At 70.2% G+C, this 25705-nt stretch carries 23 protein-coding genes and 2 tRNA genes; 18 read left to right on the forward strand and 7 right to left on the reverse strand.

The features are described 5' to 3' along the window. Positions 1–107 precede the first annotated feature (107 nt). Entirely contained in the window at positions 108–542 is a 435-nt protein-coding gene (locus J2847_RS23315) for a GNAT family N-acetyltransferase (protein ID WP_209781198.1), read from the forward strand. A gap of 171 nt (positions 543–713) precedes the next feature. Here the strand turns inward: J2847_RS23315 and J2847_RS23320 are convergent, their stop codons facing one another. From J2847_RS23320 to J2847_RS23330, 3 genes are read right to left on the reverse strand one after another with little or no spacing between them, the layout of a single operon-like run. Continuing rightward, positions 714–854, reverse strand: a complete 141-nt coding sequence (locus tag J2847_RS23320) for a hypothetical protein (protein WP_179166210.1) — start codon at positions 852–854, stop codon at positions 714–716. A gap of 18 nt (positions 855–872) precedes the next feature. Continuing rightward, entirely contained in the window at positions 873–2855 is a 1983-nt protein-coding gene (asnB, locus tag J2847_RS23325; protein ID WP_209781199.1) for an asparagine synthase (glutamine-hydrolyzing), read from the reverse strand. Between the two features lie 19 nt (positions 2856–2874). Next, entirely contained in the window at positions 2875–3213 is a 339-nt protein-coding gene (locus tag J2847_RS23330; protein WP_085556021.1) for a hypothetical protein, read from the reverse strand. Positions 3214–3395: 182 nt separating this feature from the next. Here J2847_RS23330 and J2847_RS23335 point away from each other — a divergent pair, with 182 nt between their 5' ends. Both J2847_RS23335 and J2847_RS23340 read left to right on the forward strand, forming a co-directional pair. After that, positions 3396–4391 (forward strand): SDR family NAD(P)-dependent oxidoreductase, encoded by a 996-nt coding sequence (locus tag J2847_RS23335; RefSeq protein ID WP_209781200.1) that lies wholly within the window; start codon positions 3396–3398, stop codon positions 4389–4391. Between the two features lie 135 nt (positions 4392–4526). Beyond that, complete coding sequence (locus J2847_RS23340) at positions 4527–6098, forward strand: caspase family protein (RefSeq protein ID WP_209781201.1); 1572 nt, start codon at positions 4527–4529, stop codon at positions 6096–6098. A 197-nt stretch (positions 6099–6295) separates the two neighbouring features. Here the strand turns inward: J2847_RS23340 and J2847_RS23345 are convergent, their stop codons facing one another. Then, a complete protein-coding gene (locus tag J2847_RS23345; RefSeq protein ID WP_209781202.1) occupies positions 6296–6706 on the reverse strand; it encodes a lysozyme inhibitor LprI family protein in 411 nt (136 codons plus the stop codon). Positions 6707–6863: 157 nt separating this feature from the next. Between J2847_RS23345 and J2847_RS23350 the strand changes: the two genes are divergently transcribed. The 10 genes from J2847_RS23350 (at position 6864) to J2847_RS23395 (ending at position 17791) form a co-directional block, all read left to right on the forward strand. Then, positions 6864–7271, forward strand: coding sequence for a VOC family protein (locus J2847_RS23350; RefSeq protein ID WP_209781203.1), 408 nt, complete (start codon positions 6864–6866; stop codon positions 7269–7271). A 195-nt stretch (positions 7272–7466) separates the two neighbouring features. After that, a complete protein-coding gene (locus J2847_RS23355) occupies positions 7467–8681 on the forward strand; it encodes a glycosyltransferase family 4 protein (protein ID WP_211114825.1) in 1215 nt (404 codons plus the stop codon). Beyond that, positions 8678–9691: an MraY family glycosyltransferase gene (locus J2847_RS23360; RefSeq protein WP_233474732.1), complete on the forward strand. Its 1014-nt coding sequence runs from the start codon at positions 8678–8680 to the stop codon at positions 9689–9691. The genes J2847_RS23355 and J2847_RS23360 overlap by 4 nt, the downstream gene beginning before the upstream one ends. Continuing rightward, positions 9691–10644, forward strand: a complete 954-nt coding sequence (locus tag J2847_RS23365; protein WP_209781204.1) for a UDP-glucose 4-epimerase family protein — start codon at positions 9691–9693, stop codon at positions 10642–10644. Before J2847_RS23360 ends, J2847_RS23365 begins: the two co-directional genes overlap by 1 nt. A 47-nt stretch (positions 10645–10691) precedes the next feature. Further along, positions 10692–12626, forward strand: a complete 1935-nt coding sequence (locus tag J2847_RS23370; protein ID WP_209781205.1) for a polysaccharide biosynthesis protein — start codon at positions 10692–10694, stop codon at positions 12624–12626. Between the two features lie 154 nt (positions 12627–12780). After that, positions 12781–12855, forward strand: a tRNA-Thr gene (locus J2847_RS23375). 37 nt (positions 12856–12892) lie between these two features. Continuing rightward, positions 12893–12967, forward strand: a tRNA-Thr gene (locus J2847_RS23380). 101 nt (positions 12968–13068) lie between these two features. Continuing rightward, on the forward strand, positions 13069–14145 hold the full coding sequence (gene aroC, locus J2847_RS23385) for a chorismate synthase (protein ID WP_209781206.1): 1077 nt from the start codon (positions 13069–13071) through the stop codon (positions 14143–14145). Between the two features lie 162 nt (positions 14146–14307). Further along, on the forward strand, positions 14308–14931 hold the full coding sequence (locus J2847_RS23390) for an invasion associated locus B family protein (RefSeq protein WP_209781207.1): 624 nt from the start codon (positions 14308–14310) through the stop codon (positions 14929–14931). Positions 14932–15316: 385 nt separating this feature from the next. Continuing rightward, positions 15317–17791 (forward strand): ATP-binding protein, encoded by a 2475-nt coding sequence (locus tag J2847_RS23395; RefSeq protein WP_209781208.1) that lies wholly within the window; start codon positions 15317–15319, stop codon positions 17789–17791. Here J2847_RS23395 and J2847_RS23400 read toward each other — a convergent pair. Further along, a complete protein-coding gene (locus J2847_RS23400) occupies positions 17751–20003 on the reverse strand; it encodes a sensor histidine kinase (protein ID WP_209781209.1) in 2253 nt (750 codons plus the stop codon). The genes J2847_RS23395 and J2847_RS23400 overlap by 41 nt on opposite strands. Before the next feature lie 299 nt (positions 20004–20302). On the opposite strand from J2847_RS23400, the gene J2847_RS23405 reads away from it, so the two are divergent. From J2847_RS23405 to J2847_RS23420, 4 genes are all read left to right on the forward strand, one after another. Continuing rightward, positions 20303–21109, forward strand: a complete 807-nt coding sequence (locus tag J2847_RS23405; RefSeq protein WP_209781210.1) for an enoyl-CoA hydratase — start codon at positions 20303–20305, stop codon at positions 21107–21109. A gap of 8 nt (positions 21110–21117) precedes the next feature. Then, positions 21118–21636 carry a CoA-binding protein gene (locus tag J2847_RS23410; protein ID WP_209781211.1) on the forward strand — a complete coding sequence of 173 codons (519 nt, stop codon included), beginning with the start codon at positions 21118–21120 and terminating at the stop codon, positions 21634–21636. Between the two features lie 10 nt (positions 21637–21646). Next, complete coding sequence (locus tag J2847_RS23415; RefSeq protein WP_209781212.1) at positions 21647–22942, forward strand: O-acetylhomoserine aminocarboxypropyltransferase; 1296 nt, start codon at positions 21647–21649, stop codon at positions 22940–22942. A gap of 195 nt (positions 22943–23137) precedes the next feature. After that, on the forward strand, positions 23138–23575 hold the full coding sequence (locus tag J2847_RS23420; RefSeq protein ID WP_209781213.1) for a hypothetical protein: 438 nt from the start codon (positions 23138–23140) through the stop codon (positions 23573–23575). 10 nt (positions 23576–23585) lie between these two features. Here the strand turns inward: J2847_RS23420 and J2847_RS23425 are convergent, their stop codons facing one another. Then, positions 23586–24794: an MFS transporter gene (locus tag J2847_RS23425; protein WP_233474733.1), complete on the reverse strand. Its 1209-nt coding sequence runs from the start codon at positions 24792–24794 to the stop codon at positions 23586–23588. Positions 24795–24949: 155 nt separating this feature from the next. Next, positions 24950–25264 carry a divalent-cation tolerance protein CutA gene (gene cutA, locus J2847_RS23430; RefSeq protein ID WP_209781215.1) on the reverse strand — a complete coding sequence of 105 codons (315 nt, stop codon included), beginning with the start codon at positions 25262–25264 and terminating at the stop codon, positions 24950–24952. 118 nt (positions 25265–25382) lie between these two features. Here cutA and J2847_RS23435 point away from each other — a divergent pair, with 118 nt between their 5' ends. Then, positions 25383–25700, forward strand: a complete 318-nt coding sequence (locus tag J2847_RS23435) for a hypothetical protein (protein WP_085556006.1) — start codon at positions 25383–25385, stop codon at positions 25698–25700. Positions 25701–25705 lie beyond the last annotated feature (5 nt).

Here is a 25705-nt window from a genome sequence, read left to right on the forward strand (position 1 = left end):
CGGCCGCTCAAGGACAGGAAATGGGGCAGGCGCGCATGGCGGGAATATCGCGGGGGCCGGGGGCAAGGGTCTTTGCCCTTGGCCGGCGAGCCGCTAGGATCGCGGCCATGACCGACGATTCCATCACGCTGTCCCTCACGAACGCCTCCGATTCCGCCGATGCCGCAAGCATCCTCAATGGGCTGAAGCGCTACAACGAAGCCGCCTCCGGACGCGCGCCCGACCGGCGCGACGTGACCATCGTCGCCCACGACGCCGACGGGACGCTGCTCGGCGGTCTGGCCGGCTACACCCAGTGGGACTGGCTCTACGTCGATCAGCTGTGGATCGCCGAGGGGGGACGGCGCGGCGGCGTCGGCTCCCGCCTGCTGGCGGCGGCCGAGGCGGAGGGGCTGGCGCGCGGCTGCCGCTGGTCGCGACTCTACACCTACGATTTCCAGGCGCCGGACTTCTACCCCAGGCACGGCTACGAGGTCTGGGCCGAGCTGGACGGCTACCCCGAGGGGCACAAGCAGATCTGGTTCCGCAAGACGCTGGGGTAAGGAAACACCCCAGGAACGGCCGCGACGCCTTCCTCTTCGTCACGCCCGGCCTTGTGCCGGGCATCCACGGCCGCAAATCCTCCTGTGACGGTTGCCCGTGGATGACCGGGACAAGCCCGGCCAGGACGCGGACGAACGAATGACGTCTTGCCGTCACCGAAAGGCGGACGCCTACTCCGCCTTGTCCCTTTGCCGTGCCTGCTCCTTGCGCTTGCGCAGATTCTCGCGCAGCCGCGCGGCCAGACGGTCGTCGCGGCTGTTGGCGGCGGGCTTGCCCTTCGGCGGGGCGGGGGTTTCGGTCTCGTCGGTCATCGGAGGATCGTCAGGGCATCAGGCGGCGAGCGGGGCGGCGGCGGCGGAGCGCGCCCAATGGCGGGTCCAGGCCTGGAACATCAGCACGTTCCAGAGCCTGTGCTGGTTGTTCCGGGTTCCGGACAGATGCTCGGTCCAGCAGGCGCGGATCGTTGCGGGATCGAACCAGCCCTCCGAGCGCAGAGCGGACTCGCTCAGCAGATCCTCCGCCCAGTCCCGCAGGGGGCCGCGCAGCCACGCGTCGATCGGCACGGCGAAGCCGGATTTCGGCCGTTCGATCAGTTCCTTCGGAACATGGCGGTACAGCAGCTGGCGCAGCAGCCATTTGCCCTGCCCGCCCCGGATCTTCTGGGACAGCGGCACCCGCCACGCGAACTCCACCACCCGGTGGTCGAGCAGCGGCACCCGCGCCTCCAGCCCGACGCCCATGCTGGCGCGGTCCACCTTGGCGAGGATGTCGTCCGGCAGATAGGTGGCGCTGTCGAGCAGTTGCATGCGCGGAACGAAGCCTGGAATCCGCCGGGCAAGCTCCGCATCCCAGACCAGTCCCTTGGGCTCGCGCCCGCCACGGACCAGCGCGTCGGGATCGTCCCACTGCGACACCAATCGGCGGTAGAGCGCGTCCGGTTCCGGAGAGGCCAAGACACCCGCCAGCTTGTGCAGCTTGTCGCCGGGCTGGCGCGGGCGGCGGCCCTCCGGCAGCAGCCCGAACAGGGCATCCCAGCCACCGGGCCGTACCGCCTGGATCATTCCGGCCGCGGTCCGACGCAGCCCCGGCGGCAGCGGCGCCATGCGGCGCCACACCGAATCGCCCCAGAGGTAACGGTTGTAGCCGGCGAACAGCTCGTCCCCCCCATCGCCGGACAAGGCGACGGTGACGGATTTCCGGGTCAGTTGCGACACCAGAACGGTCGGGATCTGCGAGCTGTCGGCGAAGGGCTCGTCGTACCACTCCGGCAGGTTCGGGATGGTGTCGAGCGCGTGGCGCGGCTCGACCACCAGCTCGGTGTGGTCGGTGCCGAGATGGCGGGCGACGGCGCGGGCGGCCTCGGCCTCGTCGTAGCCGCCCTCGCGGAAGCCGATGGTGAAGCTGCGCACCGGCCGGTCGCTGCGCCGGGCCATCAGCGCCACCACGGCGGAGCTGTCCACCCCGCCCGACAGAAAGGCGCCGAGCGGCACGTCGGCCATCATCTGCCGCCCGACCGCGTCGGACAGCAGCTCCTCCAGCGCGTCGATCGCCTCGGCGTCGGACAGGGCCAGCGGGTTCGCCAGACCGTCGCACGCCGCCGTGGCGACGTCCCAATAGACCGTCTCCTCCGGCTCGCGGCCGGGACGGACGGTGAGGATGCGGCCGGGCTCCAGCTTGCGCACACCCTCGAAGATGCTGTGCGGCGCCGGGACGTAGCTGAAGCGCAGATAGGCGGCCAGCGCGTCGCGGTCGAGGCCGGCGGTGAAGGCCGGATGCGCGCGCAGCGCCTTGGGCTGCGAGCCGAACAGCAACGCGCCGTTCTGCCGCGTCCAATAGAGCGGCTTCACCCCGAGCGGGTCGCGGACCAGCGTCAGCGCGCGCTCATGGCGGTCCCACAGGGCGAAGGCGAAGATGCCGACCAGCCGGCGCACCGCCCGCCCGATGCCCCAGGCGGCGCAGGCCTCGACCAGCACCTCGGTGTCGGACTGGCCTCGGAAGCGGTGGCCGGCGGACTCCAGCTCGGCGCGCAGCTCCAGAAAATTGTAGATTTCGCCGTTGTAGGCGATGACGTAGCGCCCGTCGGCCGAGTCCATCGGCTGCCGCCCGAGCGGCGACAGCTCGACGATGGCGAGGCGCCGGTGCCCCAGCGCCACTCCGGCGGCCTCGTCGGCCCACAGGCCGTCGCCGTCGGGGCCGCGATGGGCGATGCGGTCGTTCATGCGGCCGACCACCGCCGCGAAGCCGCCGGCGGCGGTCACGGCGGAGGCGGCGCGCCCGTCCGCGTCGAGCAGGAAGCCGCAGAAGCCGCACACGGACGCTACCCCCGCCTTGTCAGTGGTCGGAGTGGTGCAGGATCTCGTCGCGCAGGCCGGTGTCGTAGCCGACGCCGACGGCGGTCAGCACGGCGCGGCCCGGCTCGCGCTTCACGATGCCCTTGCGCTCCAGGATGGTCCAGACGGCGTCGTTCTGGAGGCCGGTGGCATCCTTGGCGGCGACGACGGCGTGGCCGAGGTGGAAGTGGTTGCCATGCGCGTGCGGCAGGCCGGTGATGAGGAAGGCGCCCTCCTCACCCTCGGCGGGCTTGTCCTCCAGCCGGGCGATCTCCTGCAACAGGGTCAGGGTGCGGAGTTGCAGCGGGTTCAGGTTCAGCGGGTTCTTCTTGGGGGGCATGGTCGCGTCCCATCGGTCCTTGGTATCGGGTGTCGGCGCAGTAGACCGGGATGGCAAAGGCGCTGTCAAGCCGTGCGACCAGCCTTTGAAGGCTGGCGCGGCGGAAGGCGGTCGGGCATAAGACGCGTGCGGGACGCGAAGGCGCACCCACAGCTTCGGTTGCCGCAAGAGGCCAGCAGACCATGACCATCCTCGTCACCGGCGCCGCCGGCTTCATCGGTTCGCACGTCGCGGCGGCCCTGCTGGACCGAGGGCAGAGCGTGCTCGGCCTCGACAACCTCAACGACTATTATTCGGTGGCGCTGAAGGAGGCGCGGCTGGCCCGGCTCCAGGCCCGGCCCGGCTTCCGCTTCGTCAAGGCCGACGTCGCCGACCGCGCGACGGTCGAGGGGCTGTGGCCGCAGTTCCAGGACGTGACCGGGGTGGTGCATCTGGCGGCCCAGGCCGGGGTGCGCTACTCGCTGGAGAACCCCTACGCCTATGTCGACGCCAACGTCACCGGGCAGGTCGCCCTGCTGGAGGCGGCGCGGCGGATGCCGAAGCTCGAGCATCTCGTCTACGCCTCGACCTCCTCGGTGTACGGCGCCAACAAGAAGATGCCCTTCTCGGTCGAGGACCGGGTCGACAGCCCGATGTCGATCTACGCCGCGACCAAGAAGGCGGCGGAGATGATGGCCTTCTCCTACAGCCACCTCTACCGGATCCCGGCGACGGGGCTGCGCTTCTTCACCGTCTACGGCCCCTGGGGGCGCCCGGACATGGCGGCCTACCTGTTCGCCGACGCGATCGTCGCCGGGCGGCCGATCCGTGTCTTCAACGGCGGCAGGATGAAGCGCGACTTCACCTTCGTCGAGGACATCGCCGCCGGCGTGCTGGCCGCCCTCGACCGCCCGGCACCGCCGGATGCGGAGACCGGCGCGCCGCACCGGGTCTACAACCTCGGCAACAACCGCTGCGAGAATCTGATGCGCTTCATCGGCATCCTGGAGGAGTCGCTGGGGCGCGAGGCGGTGAAGATCATGGAGCCGCTCCAGGCCGGCGACGTGCCGGAGACCGCCGCCGACATCGAGGCCAGCCGCCGCGACCTCGGCTTCGAGCCCAGGACCCCGATCGAGGTCGGGCTGCCCCGCTTCGTCGAATGGTACAAGGAATATCACGGCGTCAAGCCCGTGGGGTGACGCACGCAAGCCACGGGCCGCAAGACGAGCCGGCGCCCAGCACGATCGCTTTTTGAGTTCGCGTGACGCCGACCGCTCTCGATGATAGAAAGTCCTCCCATCGGTTAAAGCGAACCAATGCGGAGATGCCCGGGCATGTGCGGTCGGCTTGTCGCCTGTATCCTCGCCATCGCGCTTTTCACCGGCGCGTCGCCGGCGCGGGCCACCGACAAGGTGGCGCTGGTGATCGGCAACAACGCCTATCGCCATGGCGGGGCGTTGGCCAACCCGATCAACGACGCCCGCGCCGTCGCGGCGGCCTTGCAGCGGCGCGGTTTCGACCTTGGTCCGGGCGACGAGGGCCTGGTGCTGGACACCGACAAGGGCGCGCTGGAACGGGCCTTGAGGAATTTCCGCATCCGTTCCCAGGGGGCGCGGCTGGCGGTGATCTACTATTCGGGCCATGGGGTCCAGATCGACGGCATCAACCTGCTGGTCCCGGTGGATGCGCGGCTGGAGGATTTGAGCGACGCCGATCTCGAAACCGTGCGACTCGAGGCGGCGCTGTCGCAGATGCGCGGCACCGTCAACGCGGTGATCCTCGACGCCTGCCGCAACAATCCGTTCGGCGACAGGCTGGCGCGTTCCGCCGGGCAACTGGGCCGCTCCCTGGGCGCCTCGCGCGGCATGGCGCGGATCGACAGCCGTGCTCTTTCGGGAGGATCGGTGGTTGCGCTGGCGGCGATGCCGGGGGAGGTCGCGTTCGACGGCACCGGCAGAAACAGCCCCTACGCCGCGGCGTTGATCGACGTGCTCGACCACCCGCCGGCCGAAAACCCGCAACTCGATCTGCGCAAGCTGTTCGCGGCGGTGCGGGAGGAAGTGGAAAGGACCACGGACGGAAAGCAGCGGCCCGAAGTGGTCGACCGGCTGCCGTCGCGCGACGTTTTCCTCTTGCCGCCCCCGGCGACGGCGACGGCGACGGCGACGCAAAAAATCTCCAACCCTCGCCTGGCCAACGATCGCTGGGTGTCGCTGGAGCCTGGAAAATCCTACCGCCTGCCCGTGCTGGACAATGACAGCGGGACGAACGGCGGCCGGCTGCGGGTGGTTTCCGTGGGCGGGGTGCAGCGCGGCCGGGCGGAGATCGGCGAAGGCGGCCAAAGCCTCACCTATACGGCCCCCCTGGACGGCGGGGGCGGTGAGGTGTCGTTCGAATACAGCGCCCAGGAGGACGGCGGCGGCGTCTCGAACGCGCGGGTGACGCTGGTGCTGGCTTCACCACCGGCGCCGAACCGCCAGGATCGGCCTGGGGAGCCTGAAAAGCCGATCGCATCAACGATTGTGACGGACAAGGCTTCGAAGGCGAAGATCATGGGCAATCATGGCCTGACGCTGCAATGGCTTGACAAAAGCCCCATCGGCCGAGTGTCCGTAACGGAAAAGAACGGCATCATCACGTTAAAAGGGCGCCAGGGAGGATACAAAGGGCACGAAGACGATTTCGTTTCCTTGGATGGCGTTATTACAGAAATAAATAATAAGGAATTTTTCTTTAATGGGGAAATAAATATGAGAATTTATTTTCTTAATGGAGGCAACACATGCACAAGAAACCATAAAGTCAGATTTGCCATAACAGAAAACAGAAAATATTGGAGAATGAGAGAGCCAGATATGGGAAACCCATGCAGCCAAGTCACCGACTATATAGATATATATTTTTAACTACGGCGCTCTCAAGAAAATCACGGCCCAGATGATGCCACCCCCTAATCCGCCACACTCCCAACATGGGAGCTGCAACAACGGAATTTGCCTCAATTACGCCGATCAGGAGTGTGCCAGCGGCAACTCTTGGCCAGCAGCGAGGCCGGAAAGCCGCCCTTGTCGTCGAGGATGAGCAGGCGGCTCCGCACCCTCGCCTACTGCCCTTCGGCGATCGCCTGAAGCTCGTCCGCCCGCTCCGCCGTCATGTTCAGGATGCAGGAGGCGCCGAGAATGCCGGCGATGGTCCCCTCGCCGCCGCCCGCGAAACCGCAGTTGAGATCCCGGAACTTCAGCCAGGCGCGCTGGACCTCCTTGAGGTCCTGCGCCCGCTTGCCCTCGACGGTCTTCATGGCGGCCTTGTAGGCGGCGTTCAGCCGCTTGTCCTGCTTCTCGTGCTCCGCCCCGATGCAGCCGTGCATCTCGGCCGTGACGCCGCCGGCGTTGTCCATGCAGTTCGTGTAGGTGATCGACAGGTTCTTCGACTCCGCATGGGCGGAGGACGCCGTTGCCGCGCAGCCCCCCAGGACAGCGACGATGACAGCAGCGATCATCCCGGCCTTCGACATTCCCGTTCCTCCATCCCCGCACCGGCCTCCCCTTGGACCCGCGGGACCGGATCATGACCATGCAATCGGCGCAAGTCGACAACCGACGAATGGAGGATCGCAATCCGGCACGGTCCATGCTGTTGTCGCACAGGATGCATCCTGCGGAGGAAAGACCATGGAGCTGAAGCGCGGACGCCTGATCGACCATATCCATCTGCGCGCCACGGATCTCCCGGCGACCAAGCGGTTCTACAAGGCGGTGCTGGCAACGTTGGAGATCCCGGTTGTCGAGGCCGACTCGTACCTGTGGGCGGACGAGCTGTGGATCGACGCCGGCGAACAGGCGAGCCACGTCCATCTGGCGTTCCAGGCGCGGGACCACGAGGCGGTCCGCCGCTTCCACGAGGCGGGACTCGCCGCCGGGGGCCGGGACAACGGCGGTCCGGGCGAGCGGGCCTATCATCCCGGCTACTTCGCCGCCTTCCTGCTCGACCCCGACGGCAACAACATCGAGGCGGTGTATCACGGCCCCGCCGAGCGCTCCGCCGACGCCGTCACCCTGACCTTCGATGCGCCGGGCTGACCGGACCGGCGACGGCCCGAGGGCCGGCCGCCCGCGATCGGCCCGCGATCCGTTGTCAGAGCGGGCGGCATGATATAAACCTTCGCCGCGTTCCGGCATGCGCGCATGACGATTTCAAGGAACCACACGGTGTCTCCTGGTCTTCGCGTCGACGAGCGTGGTGCAAGGACCATCCCGAGATTGCCCGACCCGATCATGACCGTGCCCACCACTGCGCCTACGGCCGGGCGGCCCCGCCCGAAGCTGCTCTATCTCGTGACGGAGGACTGGTATTTCTGGTCCCACCGCCTGCCCATGGCGCGCGCCGCGCGCGACGCCGGCTTCGACGTGACGGTCGCCACGCGGGTGGACCGGCATGGGGAGCGCATCGCGGCGGAAGGGTTCCGGGTGCTGCCGCTGTCCTGGCGGCGGCGCAGCGTCAACCCGCTGGGCGCCCTGGCCGCCGTCCGCGAGATCGCCGCGCTGTACCGGCGGGAAAGGCCCGACGTCGTTCACCACGTCGCCATGAAGCCGGTGCTGCTCGGCGGGCTGGCGGCGTTGGCGGCGGGCGTGCCGGCGGTGGTCAACGCGCTGGCCGGACTGGGAACGGTCTTCACCCATGCCGGAAAGCTGAAGCCGCGCCTGGTGGCGCTGGCCGTGCACCCGCTGCTGCGCCGGCTGCTGAACCGGCGGAACAGCGTCCTTCTCCTGCAAAATCCGGACGACCGCAGGACGCTGGAGCGGCACGGCCTGATCGACGGCGCGCAGGTCCGCATCATCCGGGGGTCGGGGATCGACACCGGCCATTATCAGGCGCTTCCCGCCCCGCCGGCCCCACCGCTGGTGATCGGCTGCGCCGCCCGCCTGCTCGCCAACAAGGGCATTGCCGAACTGGTGGAGGCTCACGGGCGGCTGCGCGCCAGGGGGCTGGACGTCGAGCTTCTGCTGGCCGGCCAGCCCGACCCGGCCAGCCCGACCTCCATCCCGCAATCCCTGCTGGACCGCTGGGCCGCCCTGCCGGGCGTGACCCTGCTGGGACAGGTGGAGGATGTCCGCAAGCTGTGGGCCCGCTGCCACGTCGCCGTGCTGGCCTCGCGCGGCGGCGAGGGGTTGCCGAAAAGCCTGCTGGAGGCCGCCGCCTGCGGCCGGGCCATCGTCGCGACCGACGTGCCGGGCTGCCGGGAGGTCGCCCAGGCGGACGTCAACGCCCTGCTGGTGCCGGAGAGCGACCCGGCGGCGCTGGCGGAGGCCATCGAGCGCCTGGCGCGGGATCCCGGCCTGCGCGCCCGCTTCGGCGAGGCGAGCCGCCGTCTGGTCGAGTCCGACATGTCCGCCGAGCATGTCGGCGCGAAGACCGTCGAGCTGTATCGCGGCCTGCTGGACCGCGCCGCCCCCTCCACCGTGCCGGCGGAAGCGTCGGGAGCGTCATGACCATGAGTCCGATCGCCGCATTCGCCGTGCTGGGGCTGTCCTGGCTGCTGTCCTGGGCACTGACCGGCCGGGTTCTCGCCTATCTGCGGCGCAAGGCGATCCTCGACCACCCGAACGACCGGTCGAGCCACTCCATCCCGACGCCACGCGGCGGCGGTTGGGGAGTCATGCTGACCCTGCTTCCGGCCTGGGTGGCGGTCGGGGCCGCCACCGGCGACCTTCCGCGCGCCCTGCCGGTCCTGGCCGGGATCGCGGCGCTGATGGCGGTGTCCTGGATGGACGACCGGCGCGGCCTCGGCCCGGCGCCGCGCTTCCTGATCCAGATCGCCGCCGTCGCCGGCGGACTCGCCGCGCTGCCGGGAGACGGGCTGGTCTTCCAGGGATTGCTGCCCGCCTGGGCCGACCGGCTGGTCGCCGCCGTCGGCTGGCTGTGGTTCGTCAATCTGTTCAACTTCATGGACGGCATCGACGGGCTGGCCGGCGGCGAGGCCGCGACCATCGGCGGCGGGCTGGCGCTGGTCGCGGCGCTGGCCGGCCCGGCGGCGCTCACCCCGGCGCTGGGCCTTTACGGGCTGGCGGCGGCGGGGGCGGCGCTGGGGTTCCTGATGTGGAACTGGCACCCGGCCAAGCTGTTCATGGGCGACGTCGGCAGCGTGCCGCTGGGCTTCGCGCTGGGCTGGCTGCTGCTGGGCGCGGCGGCGGCCGGATTCTGGCCGGCGGCCCTGCTGATCCCCGCCTATTTCCTGACCGACGCCACCGTCACCCTGCTGCGCCGGCTGGCCGAGGGCAAGAAGGTCTGGCAGGCCCACCGCGAGCATTTCTACCAGAAGGCCACCCAGCGGGGACGCAACCACGCGCAGGTCGTCCGGCTGGTGCTGGTCCTGAACGGCGTGCTGGTCGCGCTTGCCGCGGCCTCGCTGACGCTGGGCTGGATGGTGGTGCTTCCGGGCGCCGTGGCGGTGATTCTGCTGCTGGCCACGCTGGCCCGCCCGGCACGGGTCGCCGCGTGATGCGCGTCCTCGTCACAGGGGCCAACGGCTTCGTCGGCCGCGCGCTGGTGCCGCTTCTGGCCGAACGCGGCCATCATGTGCGCGCCGCCGTCCGCAAGGCCGGCACCGTGGTCCCCGACGCCGCCGAGACGGTGGCCGTCGGCGACATCGGCCCGAACACCGACTGGAGCCGCGCGCTCGACGGCATCGACGCGGTGGCGCATCTGGCCGCCCGCGTCCATGTCATGAAGGACACCGCCGCCGACCCGCTCGCCGCCTTCCGCGCGGTGAACACGGACGGAACCCGGCGGCTGGCCGAGCAGGCGGCGGCGTCCGGCGTCCGGCGCTTCGTCTATCTCAGCAGCGTCAAGGCGCTGGTCGACGAGAGCCAGCCCCGGCCGCTCGACGAGGCCACACCCGCCGACCCGCACTCCCCTTACGGCGTCTCCAAGCTGGAGGCCGAGCGAGCGCTGGCCGGAATCGCCGCCGACAGCGGCCTGGAGGTCGCGGTGATCCGCCCGCCGCTGGTCTACGGCCCCGGCGTCGCCGGCAATTTCCGCAGCCTCCTGAAACTCGTGGCGTCCGGCCTGCCACTGCCGTTGGGCGGGCTCGACAACCGGCGCAGCCTGGTCTTCGTCGGCAACCTCGCCGACGCGACGGCGCTCTGCCTGACCCACCCGCGGGCCTCCGGCGGCCATTTTCTGGTGCATGACGGACAGCCGCTCTCCACGGCGGAGCTGGTGCGGGCGATCGGCACGGCGCTCGGCCGGCCGGCCCGGCTGGTGCCGCTTCCCACCGGATTGCTGGCGCTTGGCGCCCGGCTGGCCGGCCGCCAGGCGGTGTACGACCGCATCGCCGGATCGCTGACAATCGACGACCGCGCCATCCGCGACGGGCTCGGCTGGCGTCCGCCCCACGACCCCGCGTCCGGGTTGCGCGCCACGGCGGAATGGTTCAAAGCTTCACGCGGCTGACCGGGCAGAAGCCCCGGCCACGGCCGAACGACAGCAGGGCAAGCGGCATGCGCATCCCGTCCACGCGGGCGTTTCTCGTCTTTCTTCACGACCTGACCATGACCGGCGTGGCGCTGGCGGTCGCACTCTATCTGCGGGTCGGCGGCTTCGCCTTCCCGTACTACGCCGACGCGCTGGCCACCGCGCTGCCGATGCTGGTCGGCATCTCGGCCGTGGTCTTCGTTCTGTTCGGGCTGTACCGCGGCATCTGGCGCTACGCCTCCGTGCCCGATCTGGTGCAGGTGATCCGCGCCGTCACGGTGGCGGTGCTGTGCTTCGTGCTGGCGATGTTCCTGCTGACCCGGCTGGAATCCCTGCCCCGCTCGCTGCCGCCGATCCTCTGGCTGGTGCAGATCGTGCTGCTCGGCGGCCCGCGCTTCGCCTACCGCCTGTTCAAGGACCGCCGCCTCAGCTTCGGCGAGGAGGCCCCTGGGGTGCCGCGCATCCCCGTGCTGCTGCTCGGCGTCGGCGACGCGGCGGAGCTGTTCATCCGCTCGCTCGACCAGTCGGGGCAGGCCGCCTACCGCGTCGTCGGCATCCTCGACGAGAAGGGCCGCCGCGTCGGCCACGCCGTGCGCGGCGTCAAGGTGCTGGGCGGCCCCGACGACCTCGCCCGCGTCGTCGAGAGCCTCGACCGCAAGGGCGACCGCCCGCAGCGGCTGATCATCGCCAAGGGATCCAACGAAATTCCCGGTGCCCTGCTGCGCGGCCTGCTCGACCAGGCCGAGGCGCTCGGCCTGATCCTGTCGCGCCTGCCCAGCCTGACCGAGTTCAAGTCGGCGCTCGGCGAGGGCAAGAGCATCGAGGTCCGCCCGATCGCGCTGGAGGATCTGCTGGGCCGCCCGCAGGCGGTGCTCGACCGCGGCGCCATCGCCGGGCTGGTCGGCGGCCGGCGCGTCGTGGTGACCGGGGCCGGCGGCACCATCGGCAGCGAGCTGGTGCGCCAGATCGCCGCGCTGGCGCCGGAGCGGCTGATCCTGGTCGATGCCGGCGAGTTCAACCTCTACAGCATCGAGATGGAGGTGCGGGAGCGCTTCCCCGCCCTCGACACCCGCGCCGTCATCGCCGACGTGCGCGACCGCGACCGCGTCATGCGGCTGTTCCAGGAGGAACGCCCGGCGATGGTCTTCCACGCCGCCGCGCTGAAGCATGTGCCGCTGGTCGAGGCCAACCCGTGCGAGGGCGCGCTGACCAACGTCGTCGGCACCCGCAACGTCGCCGACGCGGCGCGGGCGGCCGGCTGCCTCGCCATGGTGCTGATCTCCACGGACAAGGCGATCCGCCCGACCAGCATCATGGGCGCCGCCAAGCGCTTCGCCGAAACCTACTGCCAGGCGCTCGACGTGCTGCCGCCGCGCGACGGGGCGGACCACGCCACCCGCTACATGACCGTGCGCTTCGGCAACGTGCTGGGCTCGTCCGGCTCGGTGGTGCCGCTGTTCACCCGGCAGCTCGCCAAGGGCGGGCCGCTGACCGTCACGCACCCCGACATGCGCCGCTATTTCATGACCGTGCGCGAGGCGGTGGAACTGGTGCTCCAGGCCTCGGCCCACGGGGTGGCGCGCGGCGAGGACCGTGGCAAGGTGCTGGTGCTCGACATGGGCGAGCCGGTGAAGATCGCCGACCTCGCCCGCCAGATGATCCGGCTGGCCGGCTACCGGCCCGGAATCGACATCGAGATCGCCTACACCGGCCTGCGCCCCGGCGAGAAGCTGTTCGAGGAGATCCTGACCGCCGCCGAGGCGCCGTCGCGCACCGAGGCCGATGGGGTGTTCCTGGCCTCGCCCCGGCTGATCGACTACGCGCTGGTCAACCGCGCGCTGGGCGAGCTGGAGGCGGCGGCGAAGGCCGGCGACGGCGAGCGGGTGCTGACCATCCTCGGCAACATCGTGCCGGATTTCCGCGCCGAGGCGGTGCTTCCCCCCACCGGGACCCAGGCTTGACGGGGGCTTGACGCGGGCCTGAAAAAAAGCGGGACGCGAGCGGGTTTCCGCGCTTGCATCCCCCCGAGGGCTGTGGCATAACCCGCGCCACCTCAGGGGGCGGACAGCCTGGACGCCCCTCGCGAGTGCATCTTCGGATGATCCGGTTCTCGGGGCTGCCGTAGCTCAGTGGTAGAGCACTCCCTTGGTAAGGGAGAGGTCGAGAGTTCAATCCTCTCTGGCAGCACCATTCCCCCGGCCTTCGAAGGCGATGCGCATCGCCCGGCGCTGCCGTAGCTCAGTGGTAGAGCACTCCCTTGGTAAGGGAGAGGTCGAGAGTTCAATCCTCTCTGGCAGCACCATCCCCCTCCTTCCTTCTCCCTTCCCCGACGGCGCATCGCTTCCTTGACGGCGCGCGCGAAAGGCCGCAAAACGCGGCGTTCGTTTCGGGGAGGATCCAAACATGGCCGGCAACAGCTTCGGCACGCTTTTCCGCTTCACCACCTGGGGCGAGAGCCACGGCCCGGCCATCGGCGTGGTGGTGGACGGCTGCCCGTCGCTCCTCGATTTGAGCGAGGCCGACATCCAGCCCTGGATGGACAAGCGCCGCCCCGGCCAGTCGCGCTACACCACCCAGCGCCAGGAACCCGATCAGGTCAGGATCCTGTCCGGCGTCTTCGAGGGCAGGACCACCGGCACGCCGATCTCGCTGATGATCGAGAACACCGACCAGCGTTCCAAGGACTACAGCGAGATCGCCGGCAAGTTCCGCCCAGGCCACGCCGACTTCACCTATTGGGAAAAATACGGCATCCGCGACTATCGCGGCGGCGGCCGTTCCTCGGCGCGCGAGACCGCCTGCCGGGTCGCGGCGGGTGCCGTGGCGCGCAAGGTGCTGGGAACCGGCATCACCGTGCGCGGCGCGCTGGTGCAGATCGGCCCGCACAAGGTCGACCGCAGCCGCTGGGACTGGGCGGAGACCGACAACAACCCCTTCTTCTGCCCCGACCCGGTGGCGGCGGCGCAATGGGCCGAGTATCTCGACGGCATCCGCAAGAGCGGCTCGTCGGTCGGCGCGGTGGTGGAGCTGGTGGCGTCCGGCGTGCCGGTCGGCCTGGGCGACCCGCTCTACGACAAGCTCGACAGCGACCTCGCCCGCGCGATGATGACGATCAACGCGGTGAAGGGCGTCGAGATCGGCAACGGCTTCGAGGCGGCCGAGCTGACCGGCGAGACGAACGCCGACGAGATGCGCATGGGTCCCGACGGCAAGCCGGTCTTCCGGTCCAACAATGCCGGCGGCATCCTGGGCGGGATTTCCACGGGGCAGGACGTGGTGGTGCGCTTCGCGGTGAAGCCGACCAGTTCGATCCTGACGCCGCGCCAGACGGTGGACGTCCACGGGCAGGAAACGGACATCCTGACCAAGGGCCGCCACGACCCCTGCGTCGGCATCCGCGCCGTCCCGGTCGGCGAGGCGATGATGGCCTGCGTGCTGGCCGACCACCTGTTGCGCCGCCGCGCCGAAAGGCGCGATTGAAAAGCCGCCGAAAGGCGCGATTGAAGGGCCGCCGAAAAGCGCGATTGAAGCGCGCGGAGAGGCGCGGCCCGGAGGGGACTCCGGCCGCCCCATCGGATTGCCCCGTTCGGGAAAATTCCATAACCTGCCGGGGTTTGCGGAACGGAAACGGAGCCGGGGGCGATGACGGGAACGGCACGGTGGTGGCGCGGAACGCTTCTGGGGCTGGTGGCGCTGGCGGCGGCGGGCCTCGCCCCGTCGGGTCGGGCCGCCGAGCCCCCGCCCGCCCTCCTGCCCTCCCCGCCGGACGGCCGCGCCTTCCTGGAGCATGAGGAAAGCGTCAAGGGCTGGAAGCTCTATTGCCGGACCTGGACCGCCACCCGCCGCGTCGAATGCGAACTGTCGGCGCGCGGGATCAACGACCGGACCGCCCGGCTGGTCTGGCTGCGCTCGACCGAGCGCTGGTTGGACGGCCTGCGCTTCCGCGTCGAGGCCGAGGCGCTTGAGCTTGGCAGGCCGGTGCGCGTCTGGGTGGACCGGGGGCTGTTCCGCCCCGAATTTCCCTGCAAGCCCTTCCCCTTCGAGACCAACACCTGCGCCGTCGCCGATCCGGACACCAACCGCAAGCTGGTGGACCGCCTGTCCGCCGCCCAGGAGGTGTCGGTGGTCGGCCAGTCGCCGTCCGGCGCCAAGGCCGAGGTCCGTTTTCCGCTGGCCGGCTTCAAGGCGGCGTTGGAGCGCAGCGAGGAAATCCGCGCGGCGGCCGGCACGCCCTGGATGACGGCGGCCCCGCCCAACGGCGGATGATCCCGCCAAGAGAATCCTCCCGCCATCCCCGCCGCATCCCGCGCCCGCAAGGCGTCCGGTGGTGACGATGCCGGCTTCCGTTTCGCGAAGCCCTTGCCGGAACGATTGCTTCTCTTGAAAGAGAAAATATTTCCAGGAACCTGACGTTGCGTTTCAACATCAGGATTTGCGATTCAGTATATCCAATCAGAAAAAACAGCGATGCCGCGCCACTTTATGGCGAGGCGACGAAACTCGCGCCAATTTCATGCTTATATCCCAGTTCAGCGCTGAGGTACTCTTTCCGCATCGTCGGGAGGCTCTGTGTATGCGGCGGCAGTGGATCGTGGCGGCATTGCTGCCATTGGTAATTTTTGCAGCGTTGCTCTTGGTGATTGTTTCGCAGATGCATCGGTCAATGCTTCGCGAGCAGCTTCAGGGCGAGATGGAGGCGCTGTCCCAATCCGTGCAGAGAACCCTGTCCCAGGAGATCGCCTATCTGTCGGGCGTCGCCATTTCCAAGACGCTGGACTCCGACAATCTCGACGACTTCCGCGCCGAGGCCGAGCTTGCCCGCCGCATGCGGCCGACCGTCTCCAACATCATCCTGAACGACGAGCGCCGCCAGATCTTCAACCTCCGGCTCACGCCGGACCAGCCGCGCCCCTCCCTGCTGGATCCGGAGAGCCTGAGCGCGGTCTGGACGACCAGGCAGCCGGTCATCGGCAATCTGGTGAACGGGAAGATCGCCCTGCGCGTCCCGGTGCTGCGGCAGGGCCAGGTCCGCTACGTGCTGTCGGAAATCATCACCCACCAGACCTTCGACGAACTGCTGAGCCGGAACGTCGCCGCCAAGGGCTGGATCGCGGCGCTGATCGACGGCAACATGACCATTCTCGCCCGCAGCGAGCAGGGCGAGGCGTTCGTCGGCGCCTCCCCGACCCCCTCCACCATCGCGGCGATCCAGAACGGACGCACCGAGCTGGGGCGCACCACGATGAAGAGCGGCGCCCCGGCCTATGGCGCCGTCGTTCCGATTCCGGGAACCGGCTGGTATCTGGCCATGTCCATCCCGGACAGCGTGGCCGAGCGGAGCTACCGGCCGGTCCGCCTGTTGCTGGTCGCCGGCGGCGGGCTGGCGCTGCTGGCGGCCATCGCGCTGGCCCTGTCCGCCGTCTGGAACCGGGTCGGCCGGCTGGAGAGCCAGACCCGGGCGCTGTCCACCGACCTCGACGACGCCCACCGGCAGAGCGACGAGATGTCCGCCTTCCTCGCCATGATGAGCCACGAGCTGCGCACCCCGTTGACCGGCATCCTCGGCTTCTCGGATCTGCTCGCCAAATCGCCCCTCGACGACCAGCAGAGAGAATGGGTGACCTTCCAGCGCGCCACCGGCCAGACGCTGATGTCGATCATCAACGACATCCTGGATTACTCGAAGATCGAGGCCGGCCGCGTGGAGCTGGAGATCATCGACTTCGACGTCCGCCGCATGCTCCGGCAATGCATCGCGCTGGTCAAACCGATGGCGGCGATCAAGGCCCTGTCGATCCGGGTCGAGGTGGCGCCCGACATGCCGCGCTGGCTGCGCGGCGACCCGACCCGCCTGCAACAGGTGATCGGCAACCTGCTGAACAACGCCGTCAAGTTCACCGAGCATGGCGAAATCCGGCTGTTCGTCGGCCAGGTCCCGGAGGGGGAGGGGCGCTCGCTGCTGCGGGTCGCCGTGCAGGACACCGGCATCGGCATCCCGGCCGACCGCTGCGACCGGCTGTTCCAGCGCTTCAGCCAGGCGAACTCCTCGACCACGCGGGAGTATGGCGGCACCGGCCTGGGGCTGGCCATCTGCAAGTCGCTGGTCGAGCTGATGGGCGGCCGCATCGGCGTCGACAGCATCGAGGGCCGGGGCAGCTCCTTCTGGTTCGAGGTGTCGCTGCCGCTGGCTTCCGCCCCGGCGGCGGACGCGGCGGCGGCCGAACCGGCGCGCGGGCTGGCGGGCGCCCGAATCCTGCTGGTGGAGGACAACCGGATCAACCAGATCCTGGCCCGGACGGTCCTGGAACGGGCCGGCTGCGACGTGACGGCCGCCGGGGACGGCGCGGAGGCGGTCGAGGCGGTGCGCCGGGCTCCCGTCGATCTCGTGCTGATGGATCTCCATCTGCCGGTCCTCGACGGCGCCGGGGCGACCCGCGCCATCCGGGCGCTCGACGGGCCGGCGGGCCGCGTGCCGATCCTGGCTTTGACCGCCGACGCCTTCCACGACACCGTCGCCGCCTGCCGCGAGGCCGGCATGGACGGGCATGTGGCCAAGCCCTTCTTTCCCAACGACCTGCTAGCGGCGGTGGACGAGGCGCTGCGCCGCGCCCGTCCGGCCGGACCAGCGGACACGCCGGCTCCCACCGCACCGCCCCCGCCCGTGCCCGTGCCCGTGCCCGTGCCGGAATCGGCGATGCGGGAGGCCATGGCCTCGGCGATCGGCGAAAAACACCTAATGGCCTTGCAAGATGCCTTCCTCAGGCGCGCCGCCGCCGCCCGCACGGAACTGATCTTCGCCCGCGCCGACCGCGACGCCCTGTGCGGAACCGCGCACCGGCTGATCGGTGCGGCCGGGATGCTCGGCTATTCCGCCATCGTCAACGCCGCCCGCGCCCTGTGCGAGGCCTGCCGGTCCGGCGACGAGGGTGCGGTCGTCCAGGGCGTCGCCGCCCTGGTCGCGGAGCTGAACCGGCTTCCAGCGTCCGGCATGCCGCCGGAACCGGAGGACGGGGAGCCCGCGCCCGGCGGCCGTTCGCGGATGGCGCCCCCCCTGGGACCGGAGCGGGCCGGCGGGTTCGGCCCCCCTACCCCGCCGCGCAGCGCTCCGCCGGGAAGCGCAGGGTGACGGTGGTGCCGTGGCCGGGCGCGCTGTCCAGCCACGCGGTGCCGCCATGGGCCTCGACAAGCGCCTTGGTGATGGCGAGCCCCAGCCCGACGCCGCCGGCCCCGCTGACATGGGCGTTGCCGGCCTGCCCGAACGGCTCCCACACCTTCTGAAGGTCCGACGCCGCGATGCCGCTTCCGGTGTCCCGGACGGCAAGGAGCAGGCCGCCTTCCGCCTCCTCCGCCGCACTGGCGGGACGGGCCTCCAGCCGGACGCAGCCGCCCGGCGGGGTGAACTTGATCGCGTTGACGCCGAGATTCACCAGGATCTGCACCACCCGCCGCGCGTCGCAGCGCAGCGGCGGCAGGCCGGGCGCCGCCTCCAGCGTCAGCGCGACCCCGGCCTCGGCCGCGCGGGTCGCCAGCAGCCGGACGGAACGGTCGAGCAGATCGGCAACCGTGACGATCTCCTCCACCAGATCGACGACGCCCAGCTCGATCCGCGAGATCTCCAGGATGTCGTCGATGATGTCGAGAAGATGCCGGCCCGCGCTGTGGATGGCGTCCACATAGCCGGCGTAGCGCTCGTTGCCGACCGGCCCGAACAGGCCGCGCTGCATCACCTCCGAATAGCCCAGGACGGCGTTCAGCGGGGTGCGCAGCTCGTGGCTCATCACCGCCAGGAACTGGGTCTTGGAGCGGTTCGCGGCCTCGGCGAGCCGGCGGGCGGCGACCAGCTCCGCCTCCGTCATCTTGAAGCGGGTGATCTCCCGCCCCTCGACGACCAGGAAGGCGATGGCGTCCGCCGCGTCGCGCATCGGGCGCAGGCTGCAATCGAGATGGATGACCACGCCGTCCGGGCTGGCGTGGGTGGTTTCGAACCGCAGGCTATCGCCGGACGCCGCCCGGACGATGCCCTCGCGCAGCAGCGGCTGCTCGGGGCAGCCGATCCACCAGGGGGTTTCCCAGAAAGGCCGGCCGCAGACCGCCGTGGCGTCGGCCTGGATGAAGCGGAGGGCCGCTTCGTTGGCCTCGATCAGAACGCCGTCGGGGGTCAGGAGCCCGACGAAATCCGCGGCGCTGTTGATGATGGCCTGGAAGCGCCGCTCGCGCTCGCGCAGCGCCAGCGCCGCGTCGCGCCGTTCGGTGATGTCGAGCAGCACGCCCTCCATCCGGCCGGGGCCGGCGCACCAGCCGTTCAGCGTCAGCCAGCGCTCGCCCCCCGCGCCCGGCAGGCGGAAGCTCAGCGACGGGAACGGCGCGGCGTCGCCGGCTTGCGCCGGCGGGCAGGCGGCGGCCCAGCCGCGCAGGGCCGCCGCATCCTCGGGGTGGACGAGGTCGAGCAGCCCGGCGCCGCTGTCCAGCAAGGCCCGGCGGTCGAGCCCCAGCCGGGAGATGTTCTCGGTCGCATGGTCGATCGCCATCCGCCCGCCGCTGCGCCAGCCGAGTCCGATCACCGGGCTGCGCGCGATCATCGCCTCCAGCCGCCGCCGCTCCTGCTCGGCCAGCCGGCGGCGGGTGGTGTCGCGGCCGACCGCCTGCACCGCGGTCAGCCGCCCGGCGCCGTCGAACACCGCGTAGCGGCGCCAGCTGAACCAGCGCTCACGCCCGTCGCGGCAGGGCCAGGATTCCTCGGCGGCCGAGGCCGGCTCGTCGGGGGTGGCGCGGGCGGCCAGCGCCGCCGTCGCCGTCGCCGAATCCGGAGGCATCAGATCGTGCAGCCCGCGACCGATCAGGGCGCGCGGCGGCACCCCGAACAGGGCGGCGAACTCGCGGTTCACCAGCGTCACCGACAGGTCGGGGGCGACGCGGACGATCACCTCCGACTGGTCGTCGATGGCGGTGCGGAACTTGTCGCGGCTGGAGAAGACCTTGCAGATGAAGCAATGCTCGTCGGCGGCGTCGCTCAGCGACAAAAGGCCGCCGCCGGCCGGCAGCGCGGTCAGGCTGTAGGGGATCGCCCGCCCCTCCCCCGCCGCGAGAAAGGCGACGCCGCGCCGCTCCTCCGCCGGACCGCCCATGGGAGGCTCCGGGGCTCCGACGGCCCAACGGCTGCCGTCCAGGGTCAGCCACGCGTCCAGGGGCTGGCCGGACAGCATGGCGGCCTCGGCACCGGCCAGGGCGGCGAACGCCGGATTGGCGGCCAGAATGACACCGCCAGCGCCGACGACGCAGGCCGGGGCGGGGCTGGCGGCGAACACCGCGCGCCAATCGATGGTTTCGGGATGCACCACCCCCGTCTCCCTTGCACAACGCCCTCCTGGTGCGGATCGGTGGGCCGTCCCACCCCAATGATGTGCCCAATCCGGCGGCAACTCCACCGAAATTGCAGATTGGAAAAAGCCGGAAGAAGACTATTCCCAAAATAGTCTTCTCTCTTCCAAGGACGGATTTTCCCGTTGAAATCCACCATCTCCTGGCGTCTCATGGCTGCCTCCCGCAGGTTCCCGTATTCGCCGGCAGGAGCGGCGCGTTAAGCTGCCGGGCCGCAAAACCAATCAATAGAGCCAATCAATACGGGAGGATGCCCAGCATGAGCGCGATTTCCACACCCCACGACGCCGGCGCGCCTCTGGTGCTGCGCGACGACCGCGAGGGGGTCGCCACGCTGACGCTGAACCGGCCGAAGGCACGCAACGCGCTCTCGGTCGGGCTGATGGCGGCGCTCCAGGACGCGCTGGAGGCGATCCACGACGACCGTTCCGTCCGCGCCGTGATCCTGACCGGGGCCGGGCCGGCCTTCTGCGCCGGACACGACCTGAAGGAGATGCGGGCGACGCCGACGCGCGACTCCTACGAGGCGCTGTTCGCCCAGTGCGCCAAGCTGATGCTGACGGTCAACCGCGTCCGCCAGCCGGTGATCGCCAAGGTCGCCGGCATCGCGACGGCCGCCGGCTGCCAGCTCGTCGCCACCTGCGACCTCGCCTATTGCGCCGACACCGCCCGCTTCGCGACGCCGGGGGTGAACATCGGGCTGTTCTGCTCGACCCCGATGGTGGCGCTGACCCGCGCGGTCGGCCGCAAGGCGGCGATGGAGATGCTGCTGCTGGGCGACCTGATCGACGCCGACGAGGCCGAGCGCATCGGGCTGGTCAACCAGGCCGTGCCCGCCCACCAGCTCGACGAGGTGGTGGCCGCCGTCGCCGGCAAGATCGCGTCGAAGTCGCCGCTGACGCTCGCCGTCGGCAAGGAGGCCTTCTACCGCCAGATCGACCTCGACGTCGAGGCCGCCTACGCCCACGCCGCCAAGGTGATGACCGAGAACATGATGGCCGAGGACGCCGCCGAGGGCATCGACGCCTTCATCGGCAAGCGCGAGCCGGTGTGGTGCGGCCGATGAGCGGGCCGATGAGCGGAACCACGGGCGACCACGGCCATTACTCCGACGCCTTCCTGCGCGGCGTGCTGGACCGGGTGAAGAGCATCGCCATCGTCGGGGCCAGCGCCGACCCGGTGAAGGCCAGCTACTTCGTGACGAAGTACCTGCGCGACGCCGGCTACCGCGTCATCCCGATCAACCCGAAGATGGCCGGCCAGAGCATCCTTGGCCTGCCCGTCCACGGCAGCCTCGCCGATCTGCCGGAGCCGCCGGACATGGTCGACATCTTCCGCAACTCCACCGCCGCCGGGGGCGTCACCGACGAGGCCATCGCCGCCGGGGCCAAGGTGGTGTGGATGCAGCTTGGCGTCGTCAACGACGAGGCCGCCGCGCGCGCCGAGGCCGCCGGCCTGACCGTGGTGATGAACCGCTGCCCGAAGATGGAGATCCAGCGCCTGTACGGGGAGATCGGCCGCATCGGCGTGAATTCCGGCGTGCTGGTGACGAAGAAGCAGCCGCTGAAGAAATCCTTCAAGAAACTGATCTGAGGAAACCGCCATGAGCGAACGCAAGAGCTTCGGCTTCGAGACCCGCGCCATCCACGCGGGCGCGGCACCCGACCCGGCGACGGGCGCCCGGCAGACGCCGATCTACCAGACCACCAGCTTCGTCTTCGAGGATGTCGACGACGCCGCCTCGCTGTTCAACCTCCAGAAGGTCGGCTTCATCTACTCCCGCCTGACCAACCCGACGGTGGCGGTGCTGGAGGAGCGGCTGGCCAACCTGGAGGGCGGGGCCGGGGCGACCGCCACCGCGTCGGGCCACGCGGCGCAGCTGCTGGCGCTGTTCCCGCTGATGGCGCCGGGCGACGGGGTCGTCGCCTCGCAGAAGCTCTATGGCGGTTCGATCAACCAGATCGGCACCAGCTTCCCGCGCGCCTTCGGCTGGCAGCCGACCTTCGTCGACACCGACAACCCCGACAACGTCCGCGCCGCGATCACCGAGAAGACCAAGGCGGTCTTCGTCGAGAGCCTCGCCAACCCGGGCGGCGTCGTCACCGACATCGAGGCGATCGCCAGGATCGCCGACGAGGCCGGCATCCCGCTGATCGTCGACAACACGCTGGCCACCCCCTACCTGATCAACCCGATCCAGTGGGGCGCCACCCTGGTCGTCCATTCGACCACCAAGTTCCTGTCGGGCAACGGCACCGCCGTCGGCGGCGTGGTGATCGACAGCGGGACCTTCGACTGGTCGAAGTCGGGCAAGTACCCGGCGCTCAGCGAGCCGGACGCCGGCTATCACGGCCTGCGCTTCCACGAGACCTTCGGGCATCTCGCCTTCACCATCCACGGCCACGCCGTCGGCCTGCGCGACCTCGGCCCGAGCCAGGCGCCGCAGAACGCCTTCCTCACCCTGAACGGCATCGAGACGCTGCCGCTGCGCATGCAGCGCCACGTCGAGAACGCCCGCAAGGTCGCGGAATTCCTGGAGGACCATCCGGCGGTCGGCTGGGTCAGCTACGCCGGGCTGCCCTCCTCCAAGTACCACGCGCTGGCCAAGAAGTACCTGCCCAAGGGGGCCGGGGCCGTGCTGACCTTCGGCGTCAAGGGCGGCTATGAGGCCGGCGTCAAGCTGGTCGAGAGCGTCGAGCTGTTCAGCCACCTCGCCAACATCGGCGACAGCCGGTCGCTGATCATCCACCCCTCCTCCACCACCCACCGCCAGCTCTCGGCCGAGGGGCAGGCGACGGCCGGCGCCGGTCCGGACGTCATCCGCCTGTCGATCGGGCTGGAGAGCGTCGAGGACATCATCGCCGACCTCGACCAGGCGCTGACCAAGACGCTCGGGTAATCGGCCGGGATACCCGACCGGGGAACTGGGGCGGCACCATCGCGCGACGGTGGTGCCGCCTCGCCATCCGGGTCTTTCGGACCGCCCATATAACCGACCGTCTAAGTCGGATTCCGGCTTCGCTTTCCGGAATTATCGGGAATAGCCTGTTGTCCTGCCGGATCGGGGGATCCGGACCGGAGAGAGGGGCTTCCCATGACCGCGCCGTCCATCACCGCATCGTCCATCACCGCGTCGTCCGCCAGCTTCAGGACCGCCTGCCTGTTCGCCATCGCCGGACTCGGCATGGGCATCGGCATGGCCGCCTCGCACGACCACACGCTGATGCCCGTCCACGCCCACATCAACCTGATGGGCTGGGTCTCGCTGTTCCTGTTCGGGATCTATTACCGCCTCCACCCCGCGCTGGAGACGAAGCGGCTGGCGCTCGCCCAGGTCGGGCTGTGGTCGCTGGGGACGGTGGCGCTGGTGGTCGCGGTGGCGGGCCTGCATCTCGGTTATCCGGCGTTCGAGCCGGTGGCGGCGCTCGCCTCGCTGGTGGTGCTGGCGGCCTTCGGCCTCTTCGCCGTTCTCGTCTTCCGGTCGGGCGGCCCGGCGCGCGCGCCGTCCCCGCTGATGACGCCGGCCGAATGAGGAACCGGCGTCACTCCGCCGCCGGCAACGGGGCCGGGACGGCGGCCTTCTCCTTGCGATCGTCGGGCAGCAGCAGGGCGGCGGCGAAGGCAAGCGCCGCCAGCAGCGACAGCGTCAGGTAGAGCATGGTGAACTCGCCCGTCCATTCATAGACATAGGCGACGAGCTGCACCGCCAGCGGGCCGGCGCCGAAGGACAGGATGTACTTCGCGCCGAAGGCCAGCCCACGGTGCTTGTCCGGCGTGTAGCGGGCCAGCAGCATGTTCTCGGCCGGAATCTGGGTCTGCGAGGCGATCACCGTCAGCGCGGCGGCGGCGACCAGCGGCAGGTCGGCCAGCACCGCCACCGCCGCCATCATCGGGATCTGCACCAGCAGGCACAGGGTGTAGACCCATTTCAGCGAATGGCGGTCGGCCAGCACGCCGCCGACCATCTGGGGCAGCGCCGCCACCAGATAGACCAGCGTCACCAGCCCGCCGACGCCCAGCGTGCCGCCGCCCAGCCAGTGGCCGAGCCGCGCCTCGAACAGCTTGGGCAGCACGACCTGCATGGCGTTGAAGATCAGCCCGGCGCAGACCATCGTCAGCGACAGCACGAAGAAGGCTCGCACCACGTCGCCGCGCGACGGCTTGGGCTGCGGCTTCACGTCGGCGTGGCGGTCCTTGACGACGCCCAGCGCCATCAGCGCGGCCAGCGCCACGCCGAAAGCGACGCAGACCGCCCCCGGCACCAGGAAGGCGGCGCGCCAACCGAAGGCCTGGGTCAGGCCGCCGGCGACCAGCGCCGCGGTGGCGACGCCGAAGGTGCCGAACAGGCCGAGCCAGCCCATCGCCTTGCCGCGATTCTCGGCGTTGGAGGTGATCCAGGCCATGCCGACCGGGTGGTAGATCGACGCCCCCAGCCCGAGCAGGGCCAGCGACCACAGCAGCATGGTCGGCCCGTCCGACAGGCCGCAGGCGATCGAGCCGGCGCCGGTCATCAGGAAGAAGACCGCCATCATTCCGGCGGAACTCCAGCGGTCGCCCAGCCAGCCGGCGAGCGGCGCCCCGACCCCGATCAGGAAGGCGCCCAGCGTCCACAGCCGGATCAACTCGTCGTAGGAGAGGTTCCACTCGGTCTCCAGCGCCAGCACCACGGTCAGGTACAGCGCCGCGACGATGTGCATCAGCGAATGGCCCACCCAGGCGAAGCCGACGGACAGCCGAGAGGAGGCGTCCATGGACGGCCTCGGGGATGGGTTGCTCATTGATCTCTCCGAGGATGGAAGTGTTCTATCGGCAAACTATTCGTGGGAAAAGCTCGCACGCGCCGGTGGTCCCGGTCCAATGCGCGGCAATCATGGCCGACATGCGGCCCATGGCTCCAGCGTCCCCGTCAGGCCGTCTCCTGGCCCAGCCACGCCAGGAAGGCCGGGTTTCCGCGCCCCAGCCTCACCTCGACGACGCAAGGCGTGTCGTAGCTGTGCAGGGCGCGCACCCGCTCGGCCAAGGCCTCGAACAGCTCGGCGCGGGTCTTGGCGATCAGCACCGCCTCGGCGGCCTCCTCGATGGCGCCGTTCCAGCGGTAGACCGAGGTCATGCCGTCCAGCACGTTGGCGCAGGCGGCCAGGCGCTCCCCGACCAGGGCGCGGCCGATGCGCAGCGCCTCCTCCCGGGAGCCGGCGGTGACGTAGGCGAGAACGAACTCCATGGTGTGGCGGCTCCCTTCCCTGTCCCTACCCGTTTCGCGTAGGATGCCCCGACTTTGCCACAGGCCCCCCGGTGGCACGACCCCTGCCCATCCATCCTCACAAGGTTTCGAGGCGATCATGGCCGTGCCGCGCCGTTCCGGTTCCCACCGCAGCCCCAGCGACGTCCAGGCGGCGTGGCTCCGGCGGGGGCTCGCCCAGCCCGGCGGCAAGCTGCCGCTGTTCGACGAGCGCGGCCAGCGCGTCAAGAAGCCGACGGTGGACGCCTGCCTGAAGGCCGGCTGGGCCGAGCGCTGGTTCGACAACCCGCTGAAGCCCGACTGGCTGGTCTGCCGCCTGACCGACGCCGGGCGGACCGCCCTGGCCGGCGAAACCGAGGCCAAGGCCGACGCGGCAGTGGAGCGGGACGAGGAGGCGCGGCAGGGCGCGCTGATCTGACGCGC

Origin of the sequence: Azospirillum agricola (genome assembly GCF_017876095.1) — a bacterium.
Taxonomy (GTDB): Bacteria; Pseudomonadota; Alphaproteobacteria; order Azospirillales; family Azospirillaceae; genus Azospirillum; species Azospirillum agricola.